The sequence below is a fragment of the Cognatundibacterium luofuense genome, assembly GCF_018139685.1.
Classification (GTDB): Bacteria; Pseudomonadota; Gammaproteobacteria; order Burkholderiales; family Burkholderiaceae_D; genus Undibacterium; species Undibacterium luofuense.
Genome location: NZ_JAGSPN010000003.1, coordinates 311561 through 333689 on the forward strand (window position 1 = coordinate 311561; position 22129 = coordinate 333689).

At 52.4% G+C, this 22129-nt stretch carries 15 protein-coding genes; 8 read left to right on the plus strand and 7 right to left on the minus strand.

Translation table 11 applies throughout. The annotated features are described in order from the left end of the window. Nucleotides 1–67 precede the first annotated feature (67 nt). Both KDM89_RS06700 and KDM89_RS06705 read left to right on the plus strand, forming a co-directional pair. A complete protein-coding gene (locus KDM89_RS06700; protein ID WP_212687158.1) occupies nt 68–934 on the plus strand; it encodes a 2OG-Fe(II) oxygenase in 867 nt (288 codons plus the stop codon). A gap of 143 nt (nt 935–1077) precedes the next feature. After that, a complete protein-coding gene (locus KDM89_RS06705) occupies nt 1078–2349 on the plus strand; it encodes an O-acetylhomoserine aminocarboxypropyltransferase/cysteine synthase family protein (protein ID WP_212687159.1) in 1272 nt (423 codons plus the stop codon). A 220-nt stretch (nt 2350–2569) separates the two neighbouring features. Here KDM89_RS06705 and KDM89_RS06710 read toward each other — a convergent pair whose 3' ends face one another. Beyond that, nucleotides 2570–3406, minus strand: coding sequence for a substrate-binding periplasmic protein (locus KDM89_RS06710; protein WP_212687160.1), 837 nt, complete (start codon nt 3404–3406; stop codon nt 2570–2572). Between the two features lie 277 nt (nt 3407–3683). Here KDM89_RS06710 and KDM89_RS06715 point away from each other — a divergent pair, with 277 nt between their 5' ends. The 3 genes from KDM89_RS06715 (at nt 3684) to KDM89_RS06725 (ending at nt 9152) form a co-directional block, all read left to right on the plus strand. Beyond that, nucleotides 3684–6002: a sensor domain-containing diguanylate cyclase gene (locus tag KDM89_RS06715; protein ID WP_212687161.1), complete on the plus strand. Its 2319-nt coding sequence runs from the start codon at nt 3684–3686 to the stop codon at nt 6000–6002. A 110-nt stretch (nt 6003–6112) separates the two neighbouring features. Then, nucleotides 6113–8320 carry a catalase/peroxidase HPI gene (gene katG, locus KDM89_RS06720; protein WP_212687162.1) on the plus strand — a complete coding sequence of 736 codons (2208 nt, stop codon included), beginning with the start codon at nt 6113–6115 and terminating at the stop codon, nt 8318–8320. A 169-nt stretch (nt 8321–8489) separates the two neighbouring features. Next, a complete protein-coding gene (locus KDM89_RS06725) occupies nt 8490–9152 on the plus strand; it encodes a hypothetical protein (protein ID WP_212687163.1) in 663 nt (220 codons plus the stop codon). Between the two features lie 120 nt (nt 9153–9272). Here the strand turns inward: KDM89_RS06725 and KDM89_RS06730 are convergent, their stop codons facing one another. The 3 genes from KDM89_RS06730 to KDM89_RS06740 all read right to left on the minus strand — a co-directional run bounded on the left by KDM89_RS06730 (nt 9273) and on the right by KDM89_RS06740 (nt 14153). Beyond that, nucleotides 9273–11276: a S9 family peptidase gene (locus tag KDM89_RS06730; protein WP_212687164.1), complete on the minus strand. Its 2004-nt coding sequence runs from the start codon at nt 11274–11276 to the stop codon at nt 9273–9275. A 618-nt stretch (nt 11277–11894) separates the two neighbouring features. Continuing rightward, nucleotides 11895–13160 carry a GNAT family N-acetyltransferase gene (locus KDM89_RS06735; RefSeq protein ID WP_212687165.1) on the minus strand — a complete coding sequence of 422 codons (1266 nt, stop codon included), beginning with the start codon at nt 13158–13160 and terminating at the stop codon, nt 11895–11897. A gap of 183 nt (nt 13161–13343) precedes the next feature. Then, nucleotides 13344–14153 carry a helix-turn-helix domain-containing protein gene (locus KDM89_RS06740; RefSeq protein WP_212687166.1) on the minus strand — a complete coding sequence of 270 codons (810 nt, stop codon included), beginning with the start codon at nt 14151–14153 and terminating at the stop codon, nt 13344–13346. Between the two features lie 161 nt (nt 14154–14314). Between KDM89_RS06740 and KDM89_RS06745 the strand changes: the two genes are divergently transcribed. Beyond that, nucleotides 14315–14845, plus strand: coding sequence for a DUF3224 domain-containing protein (locus KDM89_RS06745; protein ID WP_230427706.1), 531 nt, complete (start codon nt 14315–14317; stop codon nt 14843–14845). Between the two features lie 216 nt (nt 14846–15061). Here the strand turns inward: KDM89_RS06745 and KDM89_RS06750 are convergent, their stop codons facing one another. The 3 genes from KDM89_RS06750 to KDM89_RS06760 all read right to left on the minus strand — a co-directional run bounded on the left by KDM89_RS06750 (nt 15062) and on the right by KDM89_RS06760 (nt 16741). Continuing rightward, nucleotides 15062–16048 (minus strand): alpha/beta fold hydrolase, encoded by a 987-nt coding sequence (locus KDM89_RS06750; RefSeq protein ID WP_212687167.1) that lies wholly within the window; start codon nt 16046–16048, stop codon nt 15062–15064. 100 nt (nt 16049–16148) lie between these two features. Beyond that, nucleotides 16149–16340, minus strand: a complete 192-nt coding sequence (locus tag KDM89_RS06755) for a helix-turn-helix transcriptional regulator (RefSeq protein WP_212687168.1) — start codon at nt 16338–16340, stop codon at nt 16149–16151. Further along, entirely contained in the window at nt 16337–16741 is a 405-nt protein-coding gene (locus KDM89_RS06760) for a hypothetical protein (RefSeq protein WP_212687169.1), read from the minus strand. Before KDM89_RS06760 ends, KDM89_RS06755 begins: the two co-directional genes overlap by 4 nt. A 399-nt stretch (nt 16742–17140) precedes the next feature. Between KDM89_RS06760 and KDM89_RS06765 the strand changes: the two genes are divergently transcribed. Both KDM89_RS06765 and KDM89_RS06770 read left to right on the plus strand, forming a co-directional pair. After that, complete coding sequence (locus KDM89_RS06765; RefSeq protein WP_212687170.1) at nt 17141–20395, plus strand: hypothetical protein; 3255 nt, start codon at nt 17141–17143, stop codon at nt 20393–20395. Next, nucleotides 20392–22044: an SWIM zinc finger family protein gene (locus KDM89_RS06770; protein WP_212687171.1), complete on the plus strand. Its 1653-nt coding sequence runs from the start codon at nt 20392–20394 to the stop codon at nt 22042–22044. The genes KDM89_RS06765 and KDM89_RS06770 overlap by 4 nt, the downstream gene beginning before the upstream one ends. Nucleotides 22045–22129 lie beyond the last annotated feature (85 nt).

Consider the following 22129-nt stretch of genomic DNA (forward strand, 5'->3'; position numbering starts at 1 on the left):
GCAGATCTGCCGGTTACTGCACGCCATGTGATGGTAGCCGGATTTCTGTTACCAAACGAGGTCTGTCATGCAATTCACGGAAGAGATACAGCAAACCCTGCTGCAATTCAAAGCGCAGGGAAAAACCTATACCCAGTGTGTGTTTTTACTGGCGGGAGAACTTGGCTACAGTTTGCCGGTTGCGCACCGGATTACGGAAGCGGTATGGAATCTTGAAGGCAATCAGCGCCGGATTTTTCATTTGCCACCGTCTGCGACCCTGCCTTGCCCTGATATCAATACACAGGGTAGCGGTGCGACGATTGCTCTGTCAGACCGGAAAATTTGCATTGCATTTGAACAAATTGCAACGCGCATTGTTTTGCTGGATGGTTTCTTATCTGATGCGGAATGCGATGCCCTTTGCGCTTCAGCCGGAACTTTTCAGGCATCAGTGGTGATGAGCGGGAATGATGCAGCAAGCGAAGTGGACCGGGCGATTCGCACCAGCATGAGTGCATCGCTGAATACAGGCGAATCTATCGTGCAGACCGTACAAAAACGGGCAGCGGAATTGCTGAACTGGCCTTTGCATCAATGCGAAACCTTACAGATTCAGCGTTATCTGCCGGGTGACCAGTATCAGCCGCATTACGATTATTTTCAGCCCGGTGCGGATGATTTTGAACAGATCGTCAGCTACAGCGGTCAGCGTGTCGCGACGCTGATTATGTATCTGAATACACCGGAGCGTGGCGGCGATACTTATTTCTGGAATCTGGGTATGAAGATCAAAGCCCGTAAAGGCAGCGCTGTCTTTTTTAGTTATCCGGATGCCAGTCCGCGCGGAGGCAGTTTTCATGGTGGTGATATGGTGATCACCGGAGAAAAATGGATTGCAACGCAATGGCTGCGTTCACCGCCAGTACCGGTATCAGACGATACCGGTCAGTAAGCATCCTGACCGGTAACAACGCATGAGTCCGAACGCGGAAGATGCGTCGTGGCGTATAAGTTTATGCAATTTAATTATTTTTCAATCGCAGCACTTCGTTCTTAAGATGGGAGTTTGTTCACTCATCTTTGGAGCGCTTGCGAATGAAACCAGAAACGCTTGCAGTACACGCTGGCTATCAGCCAGATCCGGTGACACGTGCAGTAGCTGTACCGTTGTATCAGACAGTCGCGTATGCCTTCGATAACACGCAGCACGGCGCGGATTTATTTGACCTGAAGGTCGCGGGAAATATTTATTCCCGCATCACCAATCCGACCAATGATGTACTGGAAAAACGTGTCGCCGCGCTGGAGGGGGGCATCGGTGCGCTGGCACTGGCTTCCGGTCAGGCAGCGATTACTTACGCGATTCAGACCATCGCCGAAGCCGGTGACAATATCGTTTCTGCGGCAACCTTGTACGGCGGTACTTACAATCTGTTTGCGCATACCTTGCCGCAGTACGGCATTGAGACACGGTTTGCAGATGCGCGTGATCCGGCATCGTTTGCGGCGCTGATTGATGAGCGTACCAAAGCGATTTACGCGGAATCGATTGGCAATCCGCTGGGCAATATCACCGATATCGCGGTGCTGGCGGAAATCGCGCATGCACACGGTGTGCCGCTGATCGTGGATAACACAGTGCCGTCGCCGTATCTGTTGCGCCCGTTTGAGCATGGTGCAGATATCGTGGTGCATTCGCTCACCAAATATCTGGGTGGTCACGGTACGTCGATCGGCGGCATTATCGTGGATTCCGGCAAGTTTCCGTGGGCGCAGCATAAGGAACGTTTCCGCCGCCTGAATGAGCCGGATGTGTCCTATCACGGTGTGGTCTATACCGAAGCACTGGGCGAAGCAGCTTACATAGGTCGTGCGCGGGTTGTTCCCTTACGCAATATGGGTGCGGCGCTGTCGCCGTTTAATGCCTTCCTGATACTGCAAGGCATAGAAACACTGGCACTGCGCCTCGACCGCATCACGGAGAATACGCTGGCGATTGCGAAACACTTGCAACAGCATCCGAAAGTGGAGTGGGTGAATTACGCCGGATTGCCGGATCACCGCGATCATGCGCTGGCGAAGAAATATCTGGGTGGCCGTCCTTCCGGCATTCTGACCTTCGGATTAGCCGGTGGTCGTGAAGCCGGTGCACGTTTTCAGGATGCACTGAAACTGTTCACCCGTCTGGTGAATATCGGCGATGTGCGTTCGCTGGCATGCCATCCGGCGACCACTACGCACCGCCAGCTGAATCCGGAAGAACTGGCTAAAGCCGGTGTCACCGAGGATACTGTGCGTCTGTCGATTGGTATCGAGCATATTGATGACCTGATTGCCGATCTGGAGCAGGCGCTGGCGGAAGCGTGAGCCTTTTCCTTCGTGTCAGTGTTTTGTCCGGCGTCACCTGAGCTGCATTTGCCGGACGAATTCCCACAGTTTTACACCCGATATTGTGCAAATATCGTCATTCAGCATTTCCGGACGCCCGCAGTTTCTGCCGACGTCCGGCAAATCGCTGTGCTGAACCCCGCATTTGGGGCATTTCCAGGCATTCACCGGTGTTTTTTCCTGTTTTCAGACGATAAACTCAGGGCTGGCAGGGTGCCGGTGCGTTTTTGTCCAGATACGGCTGAATATACTTTTCAGCCCTGCCACCGGGATTCAGCGAAGTCAGTGCTGTTTTCAGGCTGTTCATTGCCTTCTCTAAACCATCCGCTTTATACGCTTTGGAAGCGACCAGAAACGCATCTCTGCCGCCAAAAGCGATGGCGGGCTGGGCGACGATTTTTTCGTTTTCTTCGGTGAAACGCAGATCAAATTGCGTCGTCGTGTAACTGGCAATAAAGCCATCAATACGCTGCAACATCAGGTTTTGCATATTCTGTTTGCTGGAATTGACTTCATCGCCGGTAATCACACCGTTTTGTATGGCTTCGGTAAATTCCGAAGGCAGCGCATAGCCACGGCTGTACCCGATGCGCTTTCCTTTCAGTGCCTGCAGAGACGTATACTCCCTGAGCTTTTCTTTGCGTATGAACAGTGTCGGAACGCCCTGATGCAGCGGGGCAATAAAATGTGCAAAGCCAGCACGCTCTTCGTTATAAAACAGAGGTAAGGCGAACGGAACTTGTCCGTTCTGCACCAGATACAAGACCCGTTTCCATGGGTATGGCACGATCTTTAAGCGGACTCCGGCCAGCTTTGCCGCATCCTGCAGCAAATCGATATCTGAACCTTTCGCAACTTGTTGTCCGCAGGAAAAAGAATACGGTGCCAGTGCCTCATCTACCGCGACCTCCCACACGGTTTCCTGTATCTGCTGTGTCAGCTGCGTATGTCGGGCTGTAGCCGTACCCGCGTGTCCCGCTAGTAGCAGCACCGCAGCGGTGAATATCAGGCGCCGGTAGCGAAGCAAGCTGTTCATTACCGTTGTTGCCCCTGAACGGGGAAAAATGCGGTTGAATCATTGTCAGTCAAAGTGCACTTCATTGTTTTCTGACCAGGTTGGGGTTAGTAGTCCGAATAACCCTGCTCATTGCAGGTGAAAGGGCAAATTTCCAGCAAAGGATTGTTGTTTTTCCTATAGTAGAACGAGTCGCACGATCATGCCAAATTAACTTTCAAAAGACATTATTTCGACACAAGTTTTCAAGCGTTCGTTGTTAACAGGCCATGCCAGTGAGTCAGTACAGGAGTAGCGGATGCCTCATCAGATTGACAGTCGTATCAGCGCAACGGAATTGATGTATGCCGTGACAGAGCAGGAATTGAATACGCTGTGCGAAGTCGCTGCCAGTTTTTTTCAGGTGCAGTGCTGCGTGGTCAAAATCCGGGATGCTGGACATTTTCGTATCAAAGGCAGCTCCGGTACGCCGGAAGCATTACCTGAACCGGGCACCCATTACTGCCTGCAGGTGATGGAAAATCGTGAACCGCTGCTGATCAGTGAACTGATGCTGAACGAGGCAGGGGCGACAGGAAATGCCGTTGTGGCAGCGTATGCCGGATATCCCTTATGCGTTGAAAATCAGCCGGTGGGTGTTTTTTGTCTGACTGATCAGCGACCGCATCCGGATTTTCAGGAGGCAGGTTTTCGCGCAAATCTTGCCCGTTTTTCGGCACTGGCAGCAGCGGTGCTGACCGCAGCGTATCTGAAAATGCGCGCCGCCGCCCGCCCGGACATTTTTCGTCACAGCCCTTTCGGCATGCTGGTCTGGCATATGGGGCCAGTGATGCGGATCACCTATGTTTCGGATCAGGCCAGAACTTTACTCGGCGATGATTTATTCATTTCAGCAACCGATTCCGGATTCCTGAGTCTGCTGACACCGGATGATGCACTGGCATATCAGAGAATACTCAGCCATCACAGAGCACCGGATACCGCAGAGCAGGAACTGACGTTTCAGCTGAAAGATAAACCGGTCTGGATCAGTCAGTTCAGCTATCCGGAATACGATACCAACGGGCATTTGCAGTCTGTGTACTGCTATTTGCTGAATGCCACAGCGCAAAAGGCGGTAGAGCAGCAACTCGAGCGTGCAAGGCTGGAAATGTATGTCAGACTGGATTCGGTTGCGATCGGTACCTGGTCGTATGATCCGCAGACGGAGATCCGGCGCGTCAGTCCGCGTATGGCGGAAATACTGGGTTTTCCGGCTGAAGAATTACGTATTGCTCAACGGGACTGGGTGGCGCTGATGCATCCGGATGACCGTGCCTACGTGAGTGCGGCAACGCAGGAGGAATTGCAGAACCGGCAACGCTTTCCGCATGAAAAGCCGCGTCTGCGTTCGGTGGAATACCGGATACGGAATCGCGAGGGTGTGTATGTCTGGGTGCAGAGCGGCGGTGCTTTTATTGAAAGCATCGATACGCCAGGTCGCTTTGTCCTGATGGGCTCGTACATCGATATCACCGCACGGAAACAGGCCGAAAGTGCGCTGAATGAACGCAGAACCCTGCTGAATATCATCCAGCAGGCGCAGCAGCAATTTATGCTGAACCGGGATCTGCATGCGGCATTTGATCTGATGCTGAGTCAGTTACTGACCCTGCTGCAATGCAGTCTGGGCTGTATTGCACTGGTCAGGAAAGATGCCAGTGGCCGTCTTGACTATTATCTGAGCGCAGTGCTGGATGTGTTCGGTGAACATCCGCATCCTGCGCTGAATGGCGCGGCACGCACCAGTGCGGGTCTGGAATCGGAGAATTTGCTGTCTGAACTGGTGCGTGAGGGCAGGGCAATGTACTTCAACCCACCCGCAGTTGCACAGAACGGTTTTCCCGAAGGAATGCCGCAGCCGGAAAACTATCTGGGTATTCCGGTTTTTTTTAATGGCGAACTGACCGGTTTGCTGGCGCTGGCAAACCGCTCGCAGGGATTCAGTAACGAAACCATTGAGTTACTGTCACCGGTGGTGCTGAGTCTGGGGGCGCTGATTCATACCCGGGATGAAGAAGAGAAACGCATGCAAACCGAAGCGCAGTTAGCCAGACTGGCTGTGACGGATACGCTGACCGGCATCTTGAACCGGCGCGGTTTTTTTGAGAAGACCACTGATTTTCTGGCACTTTTCCGGCGCTACGGAACGCCTTCAACCATGGCAATTATCGATATCGACTTTTTTAAGCGGGTGAACGACCGCTACGGACATACTACTGGCGACGAAGTATTGCGTTCAGTCGCAGCGACGCTGGATAGCGGCGTGCGGGATACAGATGTGGTCGCACGGTTCGGCGGCGAAGAATTTGTGATTTTGTTTGCCGCAACCGGTATGGAACAAATACAGGCTGTGATGGAACGAATCCGTGTGGCGGTGGCCAGTGTCAGTTATGAAGCGCCTGGCCGGAAAGATGAGTTCTTTGTCACGATCAGTGCGGGTCTGGCACAGCTGACAACGGAAGAAAACACCGTTGATAAATGGATTGCTGCAGCCGATGTCGCGCTGTATCAGGCCAAAGAGCAAGGGCGAAACCGGGTGGTGTGTTTTATGAGTGGCGGTGCGGGATTTTCATAGCAAAAAGGAAAAACCTATTCTTTTTATAGTCAAATACAATTGGAAGTAGTTATTTGATTTGTCTAATCTATCGATGTTGTCACACGAAACCCGAATAAAGGAAGCAAATCATGAGTACACCATCCAAATGCCCGTTTGCTGCACAACACGCCAACAAAGCCGTCGCCAGTGCGCGTTCCAACAGTGACTGGTGGCCGAACCAGCTGAATCTTGCCATTCTGCATCAGCATCATCCTGCATCTAATCCGCTTGGTGGCGAATTCACCTATGCGGAAGCGTTTGCACGCCTTGATTACACAGCCCTGAAACAGGATCTGACAGCGCTGATGACCAGCTCGCAAGACTGGTGGCCGGCAGACTGGGGACATTACGGTGGTTTATTCATTCGTATGGCATGGCACAGCGCCGGTACTTACCGTACTGCAGATGGCCGTGGCGGCGCAGGCACTGGCAATCAGCGTTTTGCACCACTGAACAGCTGGCCGGACAACGGCAATCTGGATAAAGCACGTCGTCTACTGTGGCCGATCAAACAAAAATACGGCAATCAGATTTCCTGGGCAGATCTGATGATACTGGCCGGTAACGTGGCACTGGAATCGATGGGCTTTACAACCTTTGGTTTTGCCGGTGGCCGTGAAGATATCTGGCAGCCGGAAGAAGACATTTACTGGGGTTCGGAAAAACAATGGCTGGCTAACAGCAAAGCAGAAAACAGCCGTTACAGCGGTGATCGCGAACTAGCGAATCCGCTGGCAGCTGTGCAGATGGGCCTGATTTATGTGAATCCGGAAGGTCCGGATGGCAATCCTGATCCGGTTGCCTCAGGCCGTGATGTACGCGAAACCTTTGCCCGTATGGCGATGAATGATGAGGAAACCGTCGCACTGGTAGCCGGTGGTCATACCTTCGGTAAAGCCCACGGCGCAGGCGATCCTTCACTGGTTGGCCCTGAACCGGAAGCCGCACCGATAGAAGCGCAGGGTCTGGGCTGGATTAATCAGTTTGGCAGCGGTAAAGGTGTGCATACGACCACCAGTGGTATCGAAGGTGCATGGAAACCAAACCCTACTCAATGGGATAACGGTTATTTCGACATGCTGTTTGGCTACGAATGGGAACTGACTAAGAGTCCCGCAGGCGCACATCAGTGGGTAGCGAAAGATGTGAAGCCGGAACACATGATTCCGGATGCGCATGATCCGTCCAAAAAGCATGCACCGATGATGACGACAGCGGATTTGTCGCTGCGTTTTGATCCTGCGTATGAAAAAATTTCCCGTCGCTTCCATCAGGACCCTGCAGCATTTGCAGATGCATTTGCCCGCGCATGGTTCAAGCTGACACACCGCGATATGGGCCCGAAAGCTCGTTATCTTGGCCCGGAAGTGCCGCAACAAGAACTGATCTGGCAGGACCCTTTGCCTGCCGTGACACATGCACTGATCGGTGAAACAGAAATTGCTGCGCTGAAACAGGACATTTTATCCAGCGGTTTGACGATTGCAGAACTGGTATCGACTGCGTGGGCATCGGCATCGACCTTCCGTGGTTCCGACAAACGGGGTGGCGCAAACGGGGCACGTATCCGTCTGGCACCGCAAAGTGAATGGGAAGTGAACCGTCCGCAACAATTGCAACGTGTATTGTCCGTGCTCGAAGGCATACAGACACGCTTCAACACCAGCCGCAGTGACAATATCCGCGTCTCGCTGGCCGATCTGATCGTTCTGGCCGGTACAGCGGCAGTCGAAGCCGCCGCGGCTGCAGCCGGACAAGCAGTCAGCGTGCGCTTCACACCGGGTCGTACGGATGCAACAGCTGAGCAAACCGATGCAGAATCATTCACTGTGCTGGAGCCGGTTGCGGATGGTTTCCGTAATTATCAGAAACAGACTTACCGTATGCCTGCCGAAGCTTTGCTGGTGGATAAAGCCCAGTTGCTGGCACTGAGCGCACCGGAAATGAGCGTACTGGTTGCCGGTCTGCGTGTACTCGGCACCAATGCCGATGGTTCTGACACCGGTGTTTTCACCAGCCGTGCCGGTCAGCTGACAAGCGATTTCTTTGTGAATCTGCTGGACATGCAAACCAGCTGGAAACCTGTGAACGAGTCTGCGCAATTGTTTGAGGGCACAGACCGTAAAACCGGTCAGCGTAAGTGGATGGCAAGCCGCGTGGATCTGGTGTTTGGCTCAAATTCGCAATTGCGTGCGATCGCTGAAGTGTATGCGCAGCAGGACAATGCGATGAAATTTGTGCGTGACTTCGCTGCTGCATGGAGCAAAGTCATGGAGCTGGATCGCTTTGATCTGTGATGATTCCCCCTGTGCGACCCGCTTCCCCCGGAGCGGGGTACAGCACAATCCCGCTGCGGCGGGATTTTTTTATTTCCGGCAACGCATTCTGCTGACATGACGTGTGTGTAGCCATTCGGGTAACATATATTCGTTTTCCCTTGTTGCTGGATTTTTGCGTGGATGCCAAATGAAAAAGCAGATTGAAAAAATCGGACAGGTCGTTGTGCGTTCGGCCAATGTTGCTGGTCGTGGATTATCCGGTGTGCAGCATCATGCGCAAGACCTCGGGCAGGTCATCACCCATACCGTCAGCAAAGGTGCGCAGGATGTCCTGGAAAAAGCGAGTTCAGCCGCCGGTTCGGTAGTCAGCACCGCTGCCAGTACGGCATTGCAGGCAAAAGACCTTGCGGTGCAATCGGTGACGGAGGTGATCACTCACGAAAAAACCAAAGCGATTGTTGAGCAAGTGATTGACGTGAGTACTACGATCGTTGACGGTGCGGGTCACGGCGCAAAAGTCGTCGGAACTCAGCTTGTTGATTGCGTTAAAAAAATTGACCAGAGCCTCGAAGAAAATCACCACGACATCAAAGAAAAAACGGAAATGGTTTCCATGGGCTTTGGTGTTGCTGCCGGCGTCACCGCCGGTGCCGCCATCATTGGCCCGCCAGTGGTTGCCGCGATCGCGCCTGTGATTGGCGCTGCCGCTACTGTATCCGGTGCCGTCGCCGGTACGGCTTACTTTTATTCTAAATGGCGTGAAAAGAAAGCGGGTACCAGTGAGCAGGCACTTGATTCGGAGAATAAAAATACTTTGCCTGACGCAGAGAGCAGCCACAAGCCAGAGTAGCCACAGCTGCGTGCATTCATCTGAAAACCCATGCAAGTGTTTGACGGATGCGTCAGGCCTTTAATCCCGCCGGACTGACGGGACTATGTTACGGATTCACAGGCTCACCGGTTCATGGATTCAGGGTTTCTGAATGTGATTTTTCAGAAATTTTTCAACCCGGGTCCAGAAGTCGATATTATTTTCCAGTCGTTGCCAACCATGGCCTTCATTCGGATAACTGACCCATTCCACTTGCTGATTGTGCTGCGTAACTGCATCGCGGAATTTGGTACCGTGAATCATCGGAACCCGCAGGTCTTCCGCTCCGTGCGCATACAGCAATGGCTGCCTGAGTCTGGCTGCATTCTGCAAAGGAGATGTTGCTTTAAATTGCGCAGCATCTTTGATGCGGTCACCGACTTTCAGAGGCAGAAAGAACTTTTCAACATAATCGTTAGAGTCACTCCAGGTCACGCTGTAGCGTAAATCGATATCTGTTACCGCCGCCCACGCAATGCCGCAGCGATATAACTCCGGTTCTTTGATTAAACCCATCAGGGTGGCATAGCCTCCGTAGCTGGCACCGGCCAGACAAATCCGCTGCGGATCTGCGATACCTTGCTGTATCGCCCAGCGAGTTGCATCGGTGATGTCATCCTGCATCGTTAAGCCCCATTGTTTCCAGCCCAGGCTTTCATGCTTTTGTCCGTATCCTTTACTGCCACGGAAGTCGACCTGCAAAACCGCATAGCCACGTGAAGCCAGAAATTGCGCTTGCGGATCCCAGTGCCAGTATTCACCCCTGAGATTCGGACCACCGTGAATCAACACAACCATAGGAAGCTGTTTTTTCTGGCCACGTGGCAGCGTCAGGTAAGCAGGCAGGCTTAAGCCATCTCTGGCGGTGATTCTGACCGGATCGCGATATGCCATTCGTGCCGGATCTATCCAGGGCTGTAACTGACCAACCGTGGTGATTTTTTTACTGGACGGATGGTAAATGTGGAAACTGCCGGGATCGTTGTCTGCGCCGGAATAGATCAGTATCACATCCAGATCACGGCTCGGCGACAGCAGATTCGACTTCCCTGGTAACAACTGATCGATGGTCTCCTGTATCTTTTTCAGTTCCGGATTGAACCATAACGCGCCCGGTGCATCGGTTTCATACTGCAAACCTAACCATTCACCGTCTTTACGGCTGATCAGAACATCGCCATTGTAATCATAGCCATCAAATGCAATCACCGGTTCAGCCGATGTCTGCAGCGTTTCTGTATCAAAGCTGTACAGTTCGCGCAGATCGTGGTTTTTCAGTTTACTGACATACAGCTTGCCGTGCTGATCAAAAAATTCTGCACGCAGACCATCGTCCTGAAACAGCGCCTCATCAAATAATTTTTTCTTGCTGCCGTCAGTGTTGAGCAGATAAGTCACACTGCGTCCGTTTTCGGACACGCTGACAAGGCGCGGGAATTTGTTCTGATCGAGCAGCCAGCCAAGCGCTTCGCCCGGACGCGGAATCAGTACCTGCGTACCGGTTCGGGTATTCAGACGCAATAAATCATTCGTCGGGGCACGGCTGCTATCGTTGTGATACTGCACTTTGTAGACAAAAATATCGTCCGGATAGGCATCACCAGCGCTGCTGACAAACCGGTGATTCCATTCAAGTACGCGCTGCATACTGCCGCTTTCTTTCCAGCCACGCAGAATCAGCTGGCGCTGGTTGCTGCCATCCGCATCAATCGCCCATAAACCCGGGCCACGGTTGGATTCGTCTTTATCCAGCTGATAATTACTGACCGAATAGACCAGCCGCTGACTGTTCACCCAGTGAAAACTGCTGATATCTACGTTGGTAAATTGCGCGAGGATGCGCGGTTTTAAATCTGACACATCCATTACCGCGAGTACATGGCGCTTCGCAGCACCTTCCGCCAGCATGGCGATCCGCTTTCCGTCGGGCGACAGTTGTGCTTTGGTCAGCGAAGGCATGCGGAAAAAATCCGCTATCGGTATGACTTCCTGCTGCCCGCTGGCGACAATTTGTGAAGTGTCAGCAGAAAAAGCCGGTGCATGGAAGATTGTGCTGGCGATCAGCGCACTCAGAATCAGTTTGTGAGGAGACAATGAAATCATATGTTTGTACAGACAAAAAACGGGATGGCGCAGCACTGTCATAAAGAAGGCCGTCAGAAAAAATGATCGGGAAAGAATATATTGATAAAAAGGCAGATTCCGGGTCTTTTTACTGTGCTGTGCGTATTTCATGCATTTACATATCGATGCGCATTTATGGTGTTGTCTTTGAGGCATATGAATCCTCATGGCAACAATATTTTTATTAATAAAACTGGTTACTAAATTTTTGTTTTCAGTAAACGAAGTTCATGCAAAGCAGAGGGGGAATTCGCTAACGTGTAAGAGACAACAATGTCATTTCCGGATGACACATGATCTCTTTCACCGGCTCAGTAAAGACTGAGCGTGATGACTTTGTCCCGATGTCTGAGGGAATGCCATTACACAACGTGCCGATGGGGGGGCACTTCGGCGTCCGGAGTCTGTATCTGGTGGAAAGCAGGAGGTTGCGTATCGATGAACTGAGCTCTGCGTACGATTTCTGCTCCGGCGCCCGGGTTCATAAACATGAAGCATGCTGAACACCGAGCGCAGAGCAATTGCAGATGACAGATTGCGGGAGGAGAGTACTGTCAGGTTGCTATTGATTTCTATCTGAAGCAGAACTGCTGATGCTTAACTTTTTGCGTCTGTGCTTGAAGCGCTTTTCTTAAACGGATTGCGCTCCGGTGCCTCATCATGCTCCATGCCCAACAGTAAGTGTTTGATGACCTTATTCAGAATCGGCTGGCGGTGTCTGATCAGGACGGAAAATTCCTGTGGTTTTGCGCCAAGCGCTGCTTTGGGCTCAAGTGCGGTGCGGCCGAACGAAAGCTCCTTGCAACCGAGTGCCAGTGCATCAGCAATTGCCGCGTGCAACAGCCGCAGATATAAGGGCAGTCCCTGATCCGCTGCCTGACGGTCGAAGCCGATGTGCCATGCAATCGCGGTGTCTCCATCTTTCAGTGTGACGATAAAACCAAGTAATTCGCCGTTACGACGTATGCCACTGGCGCGCAAAAGCTTGCCTGCTGTTTGCTGTAATGCCGGAAAATAACCGGCGTCCAGTTCAAACGGCCGGAAATCTGCGTTGATTTGTACCATTTTATACAAAGCATGGATGCGTTCAGCTTCACCGCTGAGATCCGGCAGGCTGACCAGCTCACAGCCTGCATCATCTAATGGCTTAAGAATACCGTTTCTCACATTGCTGCGGTATTTGGACTGCAGACTGGCAAGATAGTCTTCCCAGGTTTTCCACGCCGGATCAAGCGTCAGCACCATATTCGGTTCCGTTTCCAGCAGACGGTAACTCAGATGTGTCAGTCTGGCGGCGGAATCCTGCCACGGTGCGTGCAAATCTTTGATCATCATAAAATGCGTAGAGCCTGTCAGCTTTTCTGCGCGACGCACACGGTATAAAACCTCAGCCACACCATGCCATGCCTGCTCAGGATCGGCATATTCTGCAAATGCCAGACCATGCTGACCAAAGGTGAGCATGTTGCCGCAAATCAGAATTCTTTGTCCGGGTGTGATTTTATCGATGGTTTCTGTAAGCACAGCCGCACTGCGGTGTACATCCGCAGAATGAGTTTGCTGCAGCCGTAACGTAGCGAGTTGCATCATCATCGCAACCAGCGGTTTGCCGTCTGCATCACGGATGATGGCGTAACGCGGCCACAAATTGTCCGGCAGCGCAGATTCCATCGCCTTCAGATAGTGTCGCGAGAGTAGCCAGCTGGTGTTTGCGGTTAATGCATCCCACACCTCGGGATTGAGATCATCGATATGTTCACTGATGGTGTAATGCAGGCTGGCCGGTCCGCGCAAGCGCTTTCGCTCAGCCTGACGCTGAAGATTTCTTGCGAGTAAGCTTTTGAAGGCGGTAGGCAGTGACATAGGAAGATCCTGTAAAGACGGAGAGGATATTGTATATGAGGTGTTTTTTATGCAATCACAATTCTGCCGGACGGTTTTTTTGCGCAGGGAGATCAGAATTTTTTCCGGAACCGTCACGGAAGCCTTCCGCATTTGCCGGTGCTGACTGAGTCATATCCACTCTTTCGCTTTGCCGGCACGGGCTTATTTCTGCAGCAGGGTTTGCTGATATGCCACCGGTGTCATGCCGGTGAGCACACGAAATGCGCGCACAAAATGAGCCTGATCGAAATACCCCAGTTCCAGTGCCAGCGCCGCCCAGTCCTTGCTGTCACCAGACTGAATACGGGCGATTGCTTCATGCAGACGATAACGCTGAATCACCCATTTGGGGCTGACGCCGACATATTGCTGGAACAGGCGCTGAAGCTGTCGTTTGTGGATGCCGTAACGCTTTTGTAAATCTTCCACGCTGTTCAGTTCCGGCTGTGCGACGATGTCCTGCATGATTTGCTGCAGAAGCGGCAGGGCCGGATCGGCGTTTGGAATCTGTGGGAGCAGGGAGAGAAACATCTGTTCCGCCAGCAGACACAAGGCGCTGAACGGCTGCTTGTCGCTGACTGCTGCGGTGAGTTTTTCTGCGGCTGATGCGATGTTTGCAGGAACGGCGCATTGCTGGTTATGAATGCTGGCCACGGGTTGTCCCAGCCAGTGATAAAAACCTCCGGCACGGAATTTGATACCGAATACGCTTTGTTTTCCGTGCAAGCGGCGTGTGAAGCGATCGGTTTGCACGCCCCAGATGCGGGCTTCCCCTTGTTCGATGACCAGATGCACATTCGGATGCGGCAGCGTGGTCTGTTCCGTCGCTTCGGCATCCTGAACATCCCAGGCAACAAACCAGAAATGTTCAATCCAATTGTTTAACTCCGCGCACGGTGCGTGTCGCTGATGCTGAAATTGCGCTTCGGGAATCTGCGGGCGTAAAACGCCGCGTGGCGGTGGCAGGCTCATCAGCTTGTTTGTCGCGTTTTTACTATGGTGAAATCGGGAACCGGTGTTTAATCGCTTATCTGTGCTGCATCCGGTATCCGGCGAAGCCAAAACCGATGTTGCTGTCGTCGAAGCTGCATTTAGCGTTGACGTAACAGCGGATCTTAACAGGAGCGGTCAGTATGTTCAAAATAAGCAATCGTATCGCGTTGTCACTTTGCGCTGCGTGCTTGCTGCAGGCAGGCGCTACTTACGCATCTGCAACGGAAACGAACAGTAATCAACTGAATCAGGGGAAAAACATGCAACAGATACGTGGCAGCTTCGAGGTGCAATTGCAGGCGCAGCCAGCGGCGGATGCGATTGTCAGTGCAGAGCTGGGGCGACGCACCATCGTTAAACAGTTTCACGGTGAACTGCAGGCTTCCAGTCTGGGGGAAATGCTGTCGGTACATACGCCGGTGAAAGGCTCTGCGGCCTATGTGGCGCTGGAGCGTGTCAGCGGCACGCTAAGTGGCAGACAAGGCAGCTTTGTACTGATGCATACCGGTCTGATGGATAAAGGACAGTCGTCGCTGACGGTGCAGGTCGTTCCTGATTCGGGGACAGACGCATTGCAGGGATTAAGCGGCAGCATGCAGATCGAGATACGTGAAGGCAAGCACTTTTACGTGTTTGATTACCAGTTGCCATCAGCGCAGTCGCCGGACTGAGCGCTTGCTGATTGTGCAAAAATCGTCATTTTGTATTTACGGAGAGCCGGACTTTCTGCCGACGACCGCCGGACCGCTGTGCTGAAGTCCGCATTTGGGGCTGAAAATGCAAAAAAACGCGCCTGAACGCGTTTTTTTCGACTGTGCCTTTTGATTCTGGGTTTGCCTGCAGAAACAGTGCGCTGCCGGATATTCACGGACAGCGCACGGTGTTGCTTATTTTGCCAGCGGTGTTACGAAATCTCGAATCGCCTGATTCAGAATGGCTGGCTGATCTTCCATTGGGAAGTGCCGCGATCCGCTGATGGGTTTCACCGTCAGTTGCGGGATGCCTTGGCTGAGTTCTGCCCAGTAAGCATGTTTGACCGCTTCGTCACGGAAGCGCGAATTTTGCATGTCCGGTGCGTAGTAAGGGGAAATCAGCATGACAGGAACGCTGATCTGCGGCAGGTCTGCGCGGAAATCGTTCAGGTACACATCGCTGACCCAGCTGGCTACCGTTGCCGGATCACTCTTGCTACTGCGCTCTGCGAAGTAGTCGGCGGTGGCCGGATCCACCATGCCCATGATGCGCATATAGTTTTTTTGTGAAGCAGCGTAAGCTTCGGCGCTCATGTTACTCATCCCTTGTTTCATTTGAGCAGCCACCGCTGTGCGTTGTGCACCCTGCGTATTTTCGCTGAACGGCAATACCGGTAAGCCATCCACTGCGACAACACCGCGAATCTGATCCGAATGACGGGTAGCGAACCATTGCGACAGGCTGGCTCCGATGCTGTGGCCGATCAGTACTGGTTTATTCAGTTTCTCATCACGGATCAGTTGCTGCAGAGAGGCTTCAAAATCCTGACGCGGTTGCGCAGACAGTTTTTCAGGGACAGGGCGACCACCAAAGCCGGCAAAAGTCACCAGATAAATCGCGTAATCTTTCTCAAACGCCGCAACCACATTGCGCCAGCTTTCCGCATCGCAGCTGAGACCGGGAACCAGGATCAGTGCCGGTTTTTGGGTGTTTTGTACGCCGCGCTTCTGTACATAGAACACACCAGTACGGGTTTCCGGCTGCGCTGACGGAATGCTGTTCTGTGTTGTGCTGGCTGCGCTGCTGGTATCAGCGTGACTGATGACAGGGAGGCTGGCTGCACTGAGCGCAATCAGGGTGCTGATCAGTGTTTTGCGCAGAAATGTTGTTGTGGTTTGCATGCTGAACTCCTGAATTTTGTTGAAAATGCCGGGGAAAACGTCAAAAAATCAAAAAGCCAATAAAGCAAAAAGCAAAAATCAAAACGAAGTAAGAACCGGTTTAATCTTCAGAAAAAATCTCTTCAATCCGCTTGCCAAACAGCCGGGCCAGCGCGAAAGCCAGTGGCAGGCTGGGGTCGTATTTACCGGTTTCAATCGCATTAATGGTCTGACGCGATACGCTGAGTAAATCTGCCAGTGCGGCCTGGCTCCAGCCTTTTTCTGCGCGTAAATCTTTGACGATATTCTTCATACTTCACCCCGGAATTTGCGGAACATGCTGATCACGAGCCAGCTGCCCATGAAGATGCCGTAATAGATAAATCCACTGAGACGCGCAAAGCCGACGCCTTCCAGAAAACCGTAGCTGAAAGCCAGCAGGGCAGTGAACCCGCCGGAAATCGCCAGCGTTTCCAGCATGATCAAACGCACATAGTCATCCATACGGCGCAGATGGCGGATCACGACCCACAACACACCGGCGGCCGGAATCGCTGGCAGCAGTACGATGGCCGCGCGCAGAACTTGCTCCGTGATGCCTTTCGCAATCCAGATCGATGCAAACAGCACCACCATGTAAATCGCGATGCAGCTGAACAATTCCTTACGGTACTGGCGCAGGGTGTTGATTTCGTGTTGAGAGTAGTCAGACATGGTGTTTCCTTTCTTTGTAAAGCAAACTTGACTTTCAAAGGGATTAAAAATGCCGCAATGCGGCTTCATGCCTGACACCGGTTTCCTGCCTGTTGTGTGTCAAGCTTCCTTTACATCATAGCGTTTACATTCAGGATGTCAAGGACGCTTTACATCAATGTTGGAATTTTGCAGAAATCGTCATTGGTGATTTCGTGAGAGCCAGACTTTCTGCCGACAAGCATGAAACTGCTGTGCTGAAGTCCGCAAAACGATGAAAAAGTGCTGTTTTTCAGCGATCTGCCAGTACTGAAATGAATACAGACGACACGGTTGCACCACTGCGCGGAAATTTTTCAGAATTATTTATTTGGCATGTCATAATTCTCAGCTTTGACTGACCACGGTATTGAGGTCCGCATGGCAGGAATACTGAAAAAGCATCGCTTAATCTCCCAGAAAGATCCGTGGCTGACGCTTGAAATCGAATTGATTCAGGTACAGGGCAAGGACGATGCGCCACGTTTTCTGGTGAACTGGCGCGAGGGTAAGTCCGGCACATCCTGGCTGGAAAACTCAAAGACGCCGTTCCCGGTATCGTTGCCGGAGGCTGAGCGTTTATTCGATGAGTTGTTACAAAGTCGTCTGCAGCAAGGATTTATCCATAAGGATGTGCAGTGGGCGGAAGCAGCAGCACCGGTACAGCACAACAGGCAGCAGGCGGATAAGACGGATGCCGGCACCGTGACGACTCAGCAAAAAGCCTTACTTGCACAACTGGGTCAGTGGCGCAGTTTGTCTGCCCGTGCGCGTTCACGCCTTGCTTGGCAGCTGGGCGAACACCGCTGCCGCGCAGCCTTGCCACAATTGATTCCGCACCTGCAATCCGGCACGGATTTACTCGATTACTGCATTTGTTTCGCGATCATCCGCTGCGATGATCGCGGTGCTTACAATGCGGTTCATGAATTACTGAACCGTACCTCATCCGATATGGTGCGCCGTATCGCCCGTCTGGCATGGTTACAGCTTTGTACGGAGACAGAAGCGCAGACTTACACAACGGGTCTGATTCAGGCATGGCCGGATGAGTTGCAGAGCGCCTGGCAGCACGGATTAAAAACGCAGGATACAGAACCGGTGTTAAAGGCCTTGCTGCATGGAATGGCATGGCATCACTGGCGTCTGGACGACTGGCTGGAAGCTTTGTATCTGATCAGTTGCAGCGCAGGCGGACCTGCCGCTGCACTCGCGCGGAAGCTGGTACTGTGCCAGTGCCGTAATTTACCGGTGGATAGTCTGGTTTTCCGCGCTTTGCGTCGTTTGTGGAAGAGCGCAGAAATGCGTCAGGACGCTGAATTGTTCGGCGTGCTGTCCATGCGTTTTGAGATCACACCAGCCCGCTTGTTTATCGCAAGCGCGCAGTCAAATATTTTTCTGCAGCAAAAGCGCCGCTATGTTCGCTTCCGGAACGCAGTCCAGCAGGAAGAAAATCAGCTGTGTTTTTCTAATCTGACCCGCGATTATTTCCGGCGTCGTGCATGGCGCACGTTACGCCGTCTTGCCATGATGGAACCGAAGGCCTATCCGGCGATGGCAACGGGTATTTTGCTGGCGGCGCGCGATAAAGATGCGCCGAAACCGTTTGTATCACGCCATCCTTACTGGGATGCCGACACACGCCGCTACAACACACATGAACGTCACCATAGCCCGTATTCGCGCTGGCTGGTGTTCAGCCAGATTCTGTTCAGGGAAGATCCTTCAGTTTGCTGGTCTTCCAGCGGACTGAGCTGGTGGCGTCAGCAGCCGGAAGCGCAACTGGCATTTGAGCTGCAGCCACGTACCGAAGCATTTGCCGATTTGTGGAATGCGCAACCTGCATGCTTAATGCAATGCCTGACGCAGGCCGATATTCCTGAAGTCAAGCGGTTTGCAGCCTGTGCGCTGGCGGATTTGCCGGAATTTCTTGCTGCGTTGTCAGTTGCTGAATGGGAGATTGTTTTGCAGCAGGGCGAGTACGGACTCGCACTGGCATGGCATTACTTCAAACCATTGCTTGAGGCAGGAACAACGTCAGCCAACTGTGCAGTCTGGTTTTTACGTGCAGTGTACGCGCCGGCAACGGACTTTTTGCTGAACTGGATAACGGCGAACCCTGCTGTTATTCAGCAGGTTCCGGAAATCCCCCTTTATCTGGCTTTACATCCTGATGCACGTTGTCAGCACTTGCTGGCATTGCTGATGCCGCGTTGCGAACAGACAGATTGTGGCCGGATCATACAAGCGCTGAATCAATGGTTATCAGCGAATCCCTCGCCGGATGCAGCAGCATCTGATCGGGTTTGTGTCTGGATACAGCAATGGCTTCCGGCAACCGTGTCTGTCTGCGGAACTGCCGAAACGGCTGTCTGGAAACATTCCTTACAGGAAGCGAATCCGCGTGTGAAACGGATCGCACTGATACTGCTCAGTATGCATCCGCAATGGCAGGCTGAAAGCTGCATCCGTCGCTTGCCGGAGTGGATGGCGGAATCAGATCCGGATTTACGGGTTCTCGCTGCAACACTGTGTATGGTGCTGCCACGTGCGCTGATGTATGAACGTACAGATCTGATCGCGTTTCTGGCATGTGCGCAACATGCCAGCGTACGCAAAGCGATATGGCCTTTGCTGTATCAGCTGGAAACGGGATCGTCTGCAGCAGGACAATTAGCCCGTGCGCTGGTGGACAGCCTGTTCCGCGCTTTACCGGATGATGCCGAAAGCGATGACGTTGAAACACCTGCTCATCATTTGCATCAGGAAATTGTCGGCTGGATGCAAACTTATGCCGCAGATGTCATCGGTGCTCTGGACACTGATTTGCAATGGCGCTTATTGCAGGCTCGCAGTGCCGGTGCGCAACTGGCCGGATTCTGGTTGCTGGAGGCAAACGATTCCACATTGCTTCCATCCATGACCACTGCCCGCTGGGTCAGTCTGGCAAAACATCCGATGGCTGCTGTTCGCCAGCGTATGCTTGAACATATCCGGCAAATTCCATTGCGGGAGCATCCTGACCGCTTACTGTGGCTGGATGCATTTAACTCGCCGTGGCCGGAATTACGCTCGTCGTTGATCGGGTGCTGGGAACAGCAGTTTGCTCCGGAAGACTGGACTCTGCCAGAACTGATGCATTGCTGCGATCATCCTTACGATGATATTCAGCGCTTTGCCCGTCAGTTGCTGACATCACGTTTCAGTGTCGAAGAGTCTGCACAATGGCTGGCGGAACTCAGTCAGCATCCGTCTGAGAGCATGCAGTTATTTGTCAGTCAGTGGCTTGAACAAGTATTTGCTGCAACGCCTGCTATCGAAAAAATATCATTGCTGACGAAGTTGATGCCATATTTTCTGAGTGTGCTGTCGCGTGTGAATCGCAGTCGTATTACCCGCATCCGTATTCAGCATCTGCTGCATACGCTGGCAGCACAGCAAGCTGATCTCGCGCAGCGGATTATTCCCTTATATGTGCGGCTGGTCGCAACGCAGGCAGTACAGGATAAAGCGAGCTATATCCTCGGCCTGACGGAGATACTGCAAGCCCATCCGCAGCTGGCTGAACTGGCAGAAGGCATTGTCAGTTTGCCGCAACCGGAAATACGTGTATACCGTCGCGGAGAACCAGTATGAAGTTTCGTTATCGCTATTACGGGCAGAGTCAGATTCAGGATTCGGCAGACAGCACGCAAATGCAGTTTGCTCCGGACACTTTGCGTGCACCGGTTTTTTTCGATGGCGTATTACAGCCTTCTGCCTCACTGCATTTTCGGGAGGCAATCAGCAGTCTGCATGATGTTGTGGTTTCTGACCTGAAAACCCGTCCGAAAGACCGGTCTGCTTATCAGCAGTGGTTGCAGGAAAATCAGCAATCCATGCTGAACCAGTTTATGGCGCGCTCTGATGTTCTGCGCGAGGAAAGCGGACTGATTCAGAGTGAGCTGACACAGTTAAGAACAGAAAAGAATAAATTACTCAAACCTTTTTATGAGGCGCGACAACGCTATTTTCACGACCTGTATCAACAGAACCGTGATATGTGGATCGTGCTGGATCCTGTGATCACTGTGCATCCGGATCAGATTTTGTTTGAGTGTTTCAGCCGTGATGAGGCCAGTTACGCCAGTTTATCCTGTTCGCACAATGTGTTCAGTCAGCGTGGCGATATGGCTTACGGGACGACGAATATTGATTATTCCGATGCACTGTATTCGGAATTTCAAAAAATACGCGATTACAAGAAAACCCGCTTTGGTGTCCAGCAGGCTGGATTTTCGGTGGCGACCGCGAATGATGAACAATGGCAGGAACCGGAAATTGAACTGCCGGACAGCTGGGTTCGTGGTTTTCTTCAGGTCAGTACCGCGATGTGTTTACCTTCGGTGCAGTTGCAATTGCATCCGATGGATATTCACAGTATTTGCCTTGCTTTACGTCGCCGTAAAGAAAAAAACGGGCCACGTTCTTTGCGCTTTATCCTGACGCCCGGAAAGCCGGTTGAGGTACTGATAGAGCCATGGAATCAGCGTCTGCAATTTTCCCGCTCACTGTTTCAGGGAAACGATGCGAAGGAAATTCGTATCTGGGGACGACGTCGTTTGCTGACGCTGGAGCGACTGATTCCGGTCGCGCAATCTTTTACCGTGCATTTGCTCGGCAACGGTATGCCTAGTTTTTGGGTCGCAAATATGCCGGATATGGTGTTCACGCTCGGTTTGTCGGGATGGACGTCGAATGACTGGTCGTCAGGCAGTCAGCTGGCGCTGATGGCGCCGCGCGCTTATTTCCAGGCTTCAACGATGCAGGCTGTGACGAACGCGCTGAATACCCGGTGGCATCTGAGCGTTGCAGATCTCAAACAGCAGCTGTCACTGCCGGAAGCTGAAATTCCGGCCGCAGTGGAAGCGCTGATACAAAGCGGCAGAGCAGTGTACGACCTGCAAACGCAGTCTGTGCGCTGGCGCGACCTGATGCGTGAGCCGTTGAAAATGGAAAGCTTACGTTTTCAGAGTGAGCAGGAATCCCTTGCCAGTGCGCTGGTGACAGAAGGACTTGTGAAGGATGCAGGAATGGAAAGTGGTGGCGAATATCCGCTCTGGCGGGCGCAGATTGCTGACAAACCATACGGTAAGTCGCGCTGGCTGGCAGTTTCTCTGACGCTGGATACTGATCTGAGAATTCGCGAAACGCAGTGCGCTTGTGATTATTTTTTCCGCCATCAGCTCAGGCGGGGGCCGTGCGAACACATTCTGGCTTTGCGACAAGTTGTTTATCAGCGCTAAGCAAATGATTTGATGACGTATTGCGATATTGAAACTCAATTCACCAGTATCCGCGAAATGCGTTTGCACGCGTTGCTATGAATGA

Bases quoted from the DNA above. Each gene is read 5' to 3' on its own strand.
- KDM89_RS06700 (WP_212687158.1), top strand. From the start codon at position 68: ATGCAATTCACGGAAGAGATACAGCAAACCCTGCTGCAATTCAAAGCG.
- KDM89_RS06705 (WP_212687159.1), top strand. From the start codon at position 1,078: ATGAAACCAGAAACGCTTGCAGTACACGCTGGCTATCAGCCAGATCCG.
- KDM89_RS06710 (WP_212687160.1), bottom strand. From the start codon at position 3,406: ATGAACAGCTTGCTTCGCTACCGGCGCCTGATATTCACCGCTGCGGTG.
- KDM89_RS06715 (WP_212687161.1), top strand. From the start codon at position 3,684: ATGCCTCATCAGATTGACAGTCGTATCAGCGCAACGGAATTGATGTAT.
- katG (WP_212687162.1), top strand. From the start codon at position 6,113: ATGAGTACACCATCCAAATGCCCGTTTGCTGCACAACACGCCAACAAA.
- KDM89_RS06725 (WP_212687163.1), top strand. From the start codon at position 8,490: ATGAAAAAGCAGATTGAAAAAATCGGACAGGTCGTTGTGCGTTCGGCC.
- KDM89_RS06730 (WP_212687164.1), bottom strand. From the start codon at position 11,276: ATGATTTCATTGTCTCCTCACAAACTGATTCTGAGTGCGCTGATCGCC.
- KDM89_RS06735 (WP_212687165.1), bottom strand. From the start codon at position 13,160: ATGTCACTGCCTACCGCCTTCAAAAGCTTACTCGCAAGAAATCTTCAG.
- KDM89_RS06740 (WP_212687166.1), bottom strand. From the start codon at position 14,153: ATGAGCCTGCCACCGCCACGCGGCGTTTTACGCCCGCAGATTCCCGAA.
- KDM89_RS06745 (WP_230427706.1), top strand. From the start codon at position 14,315: ATGTTCAAAATAAGCAATCGTATCGCGTTGTCACTTTGCGCTGCGTGC.
- KDM89_RS06750 (WP_212687167.1), bottom strand. From the start codon at position 16,048: ATGCAAACCACAACAACATTTCTGCGCAAAACACTGATCAGCACCCTG.
- KDM89_RS06755 (WP_212687168.1), bottom strand. From the start codon at position 16,340: ATGAAGAATATCGTCAAAGATTTACGCGCAGAAAAAGGCTGGAGCCAG.
- KDM89_RS06760 (WP_212687169.1), bottom strand. From the start codon at position 16,741: ATGTCTGACTACTCTCAACACGAAATCAACACCCTGCGCCAGTACCGT.
- KDM89_RS06765 (WP_212687170.1), top strand. From the start codon at position 17,141: ATGGCAGGAATACTGAAAAAGCATCGCTTAATCTCCCAGAAAGATCCG.
- KDM89_RS06770 (WP_212687171.1), top strand. From the start codon at position 20,392: ATGAAGTTTCGTTATCGCTATTACGGGCAGAGTCAGATTCAGGATTCG.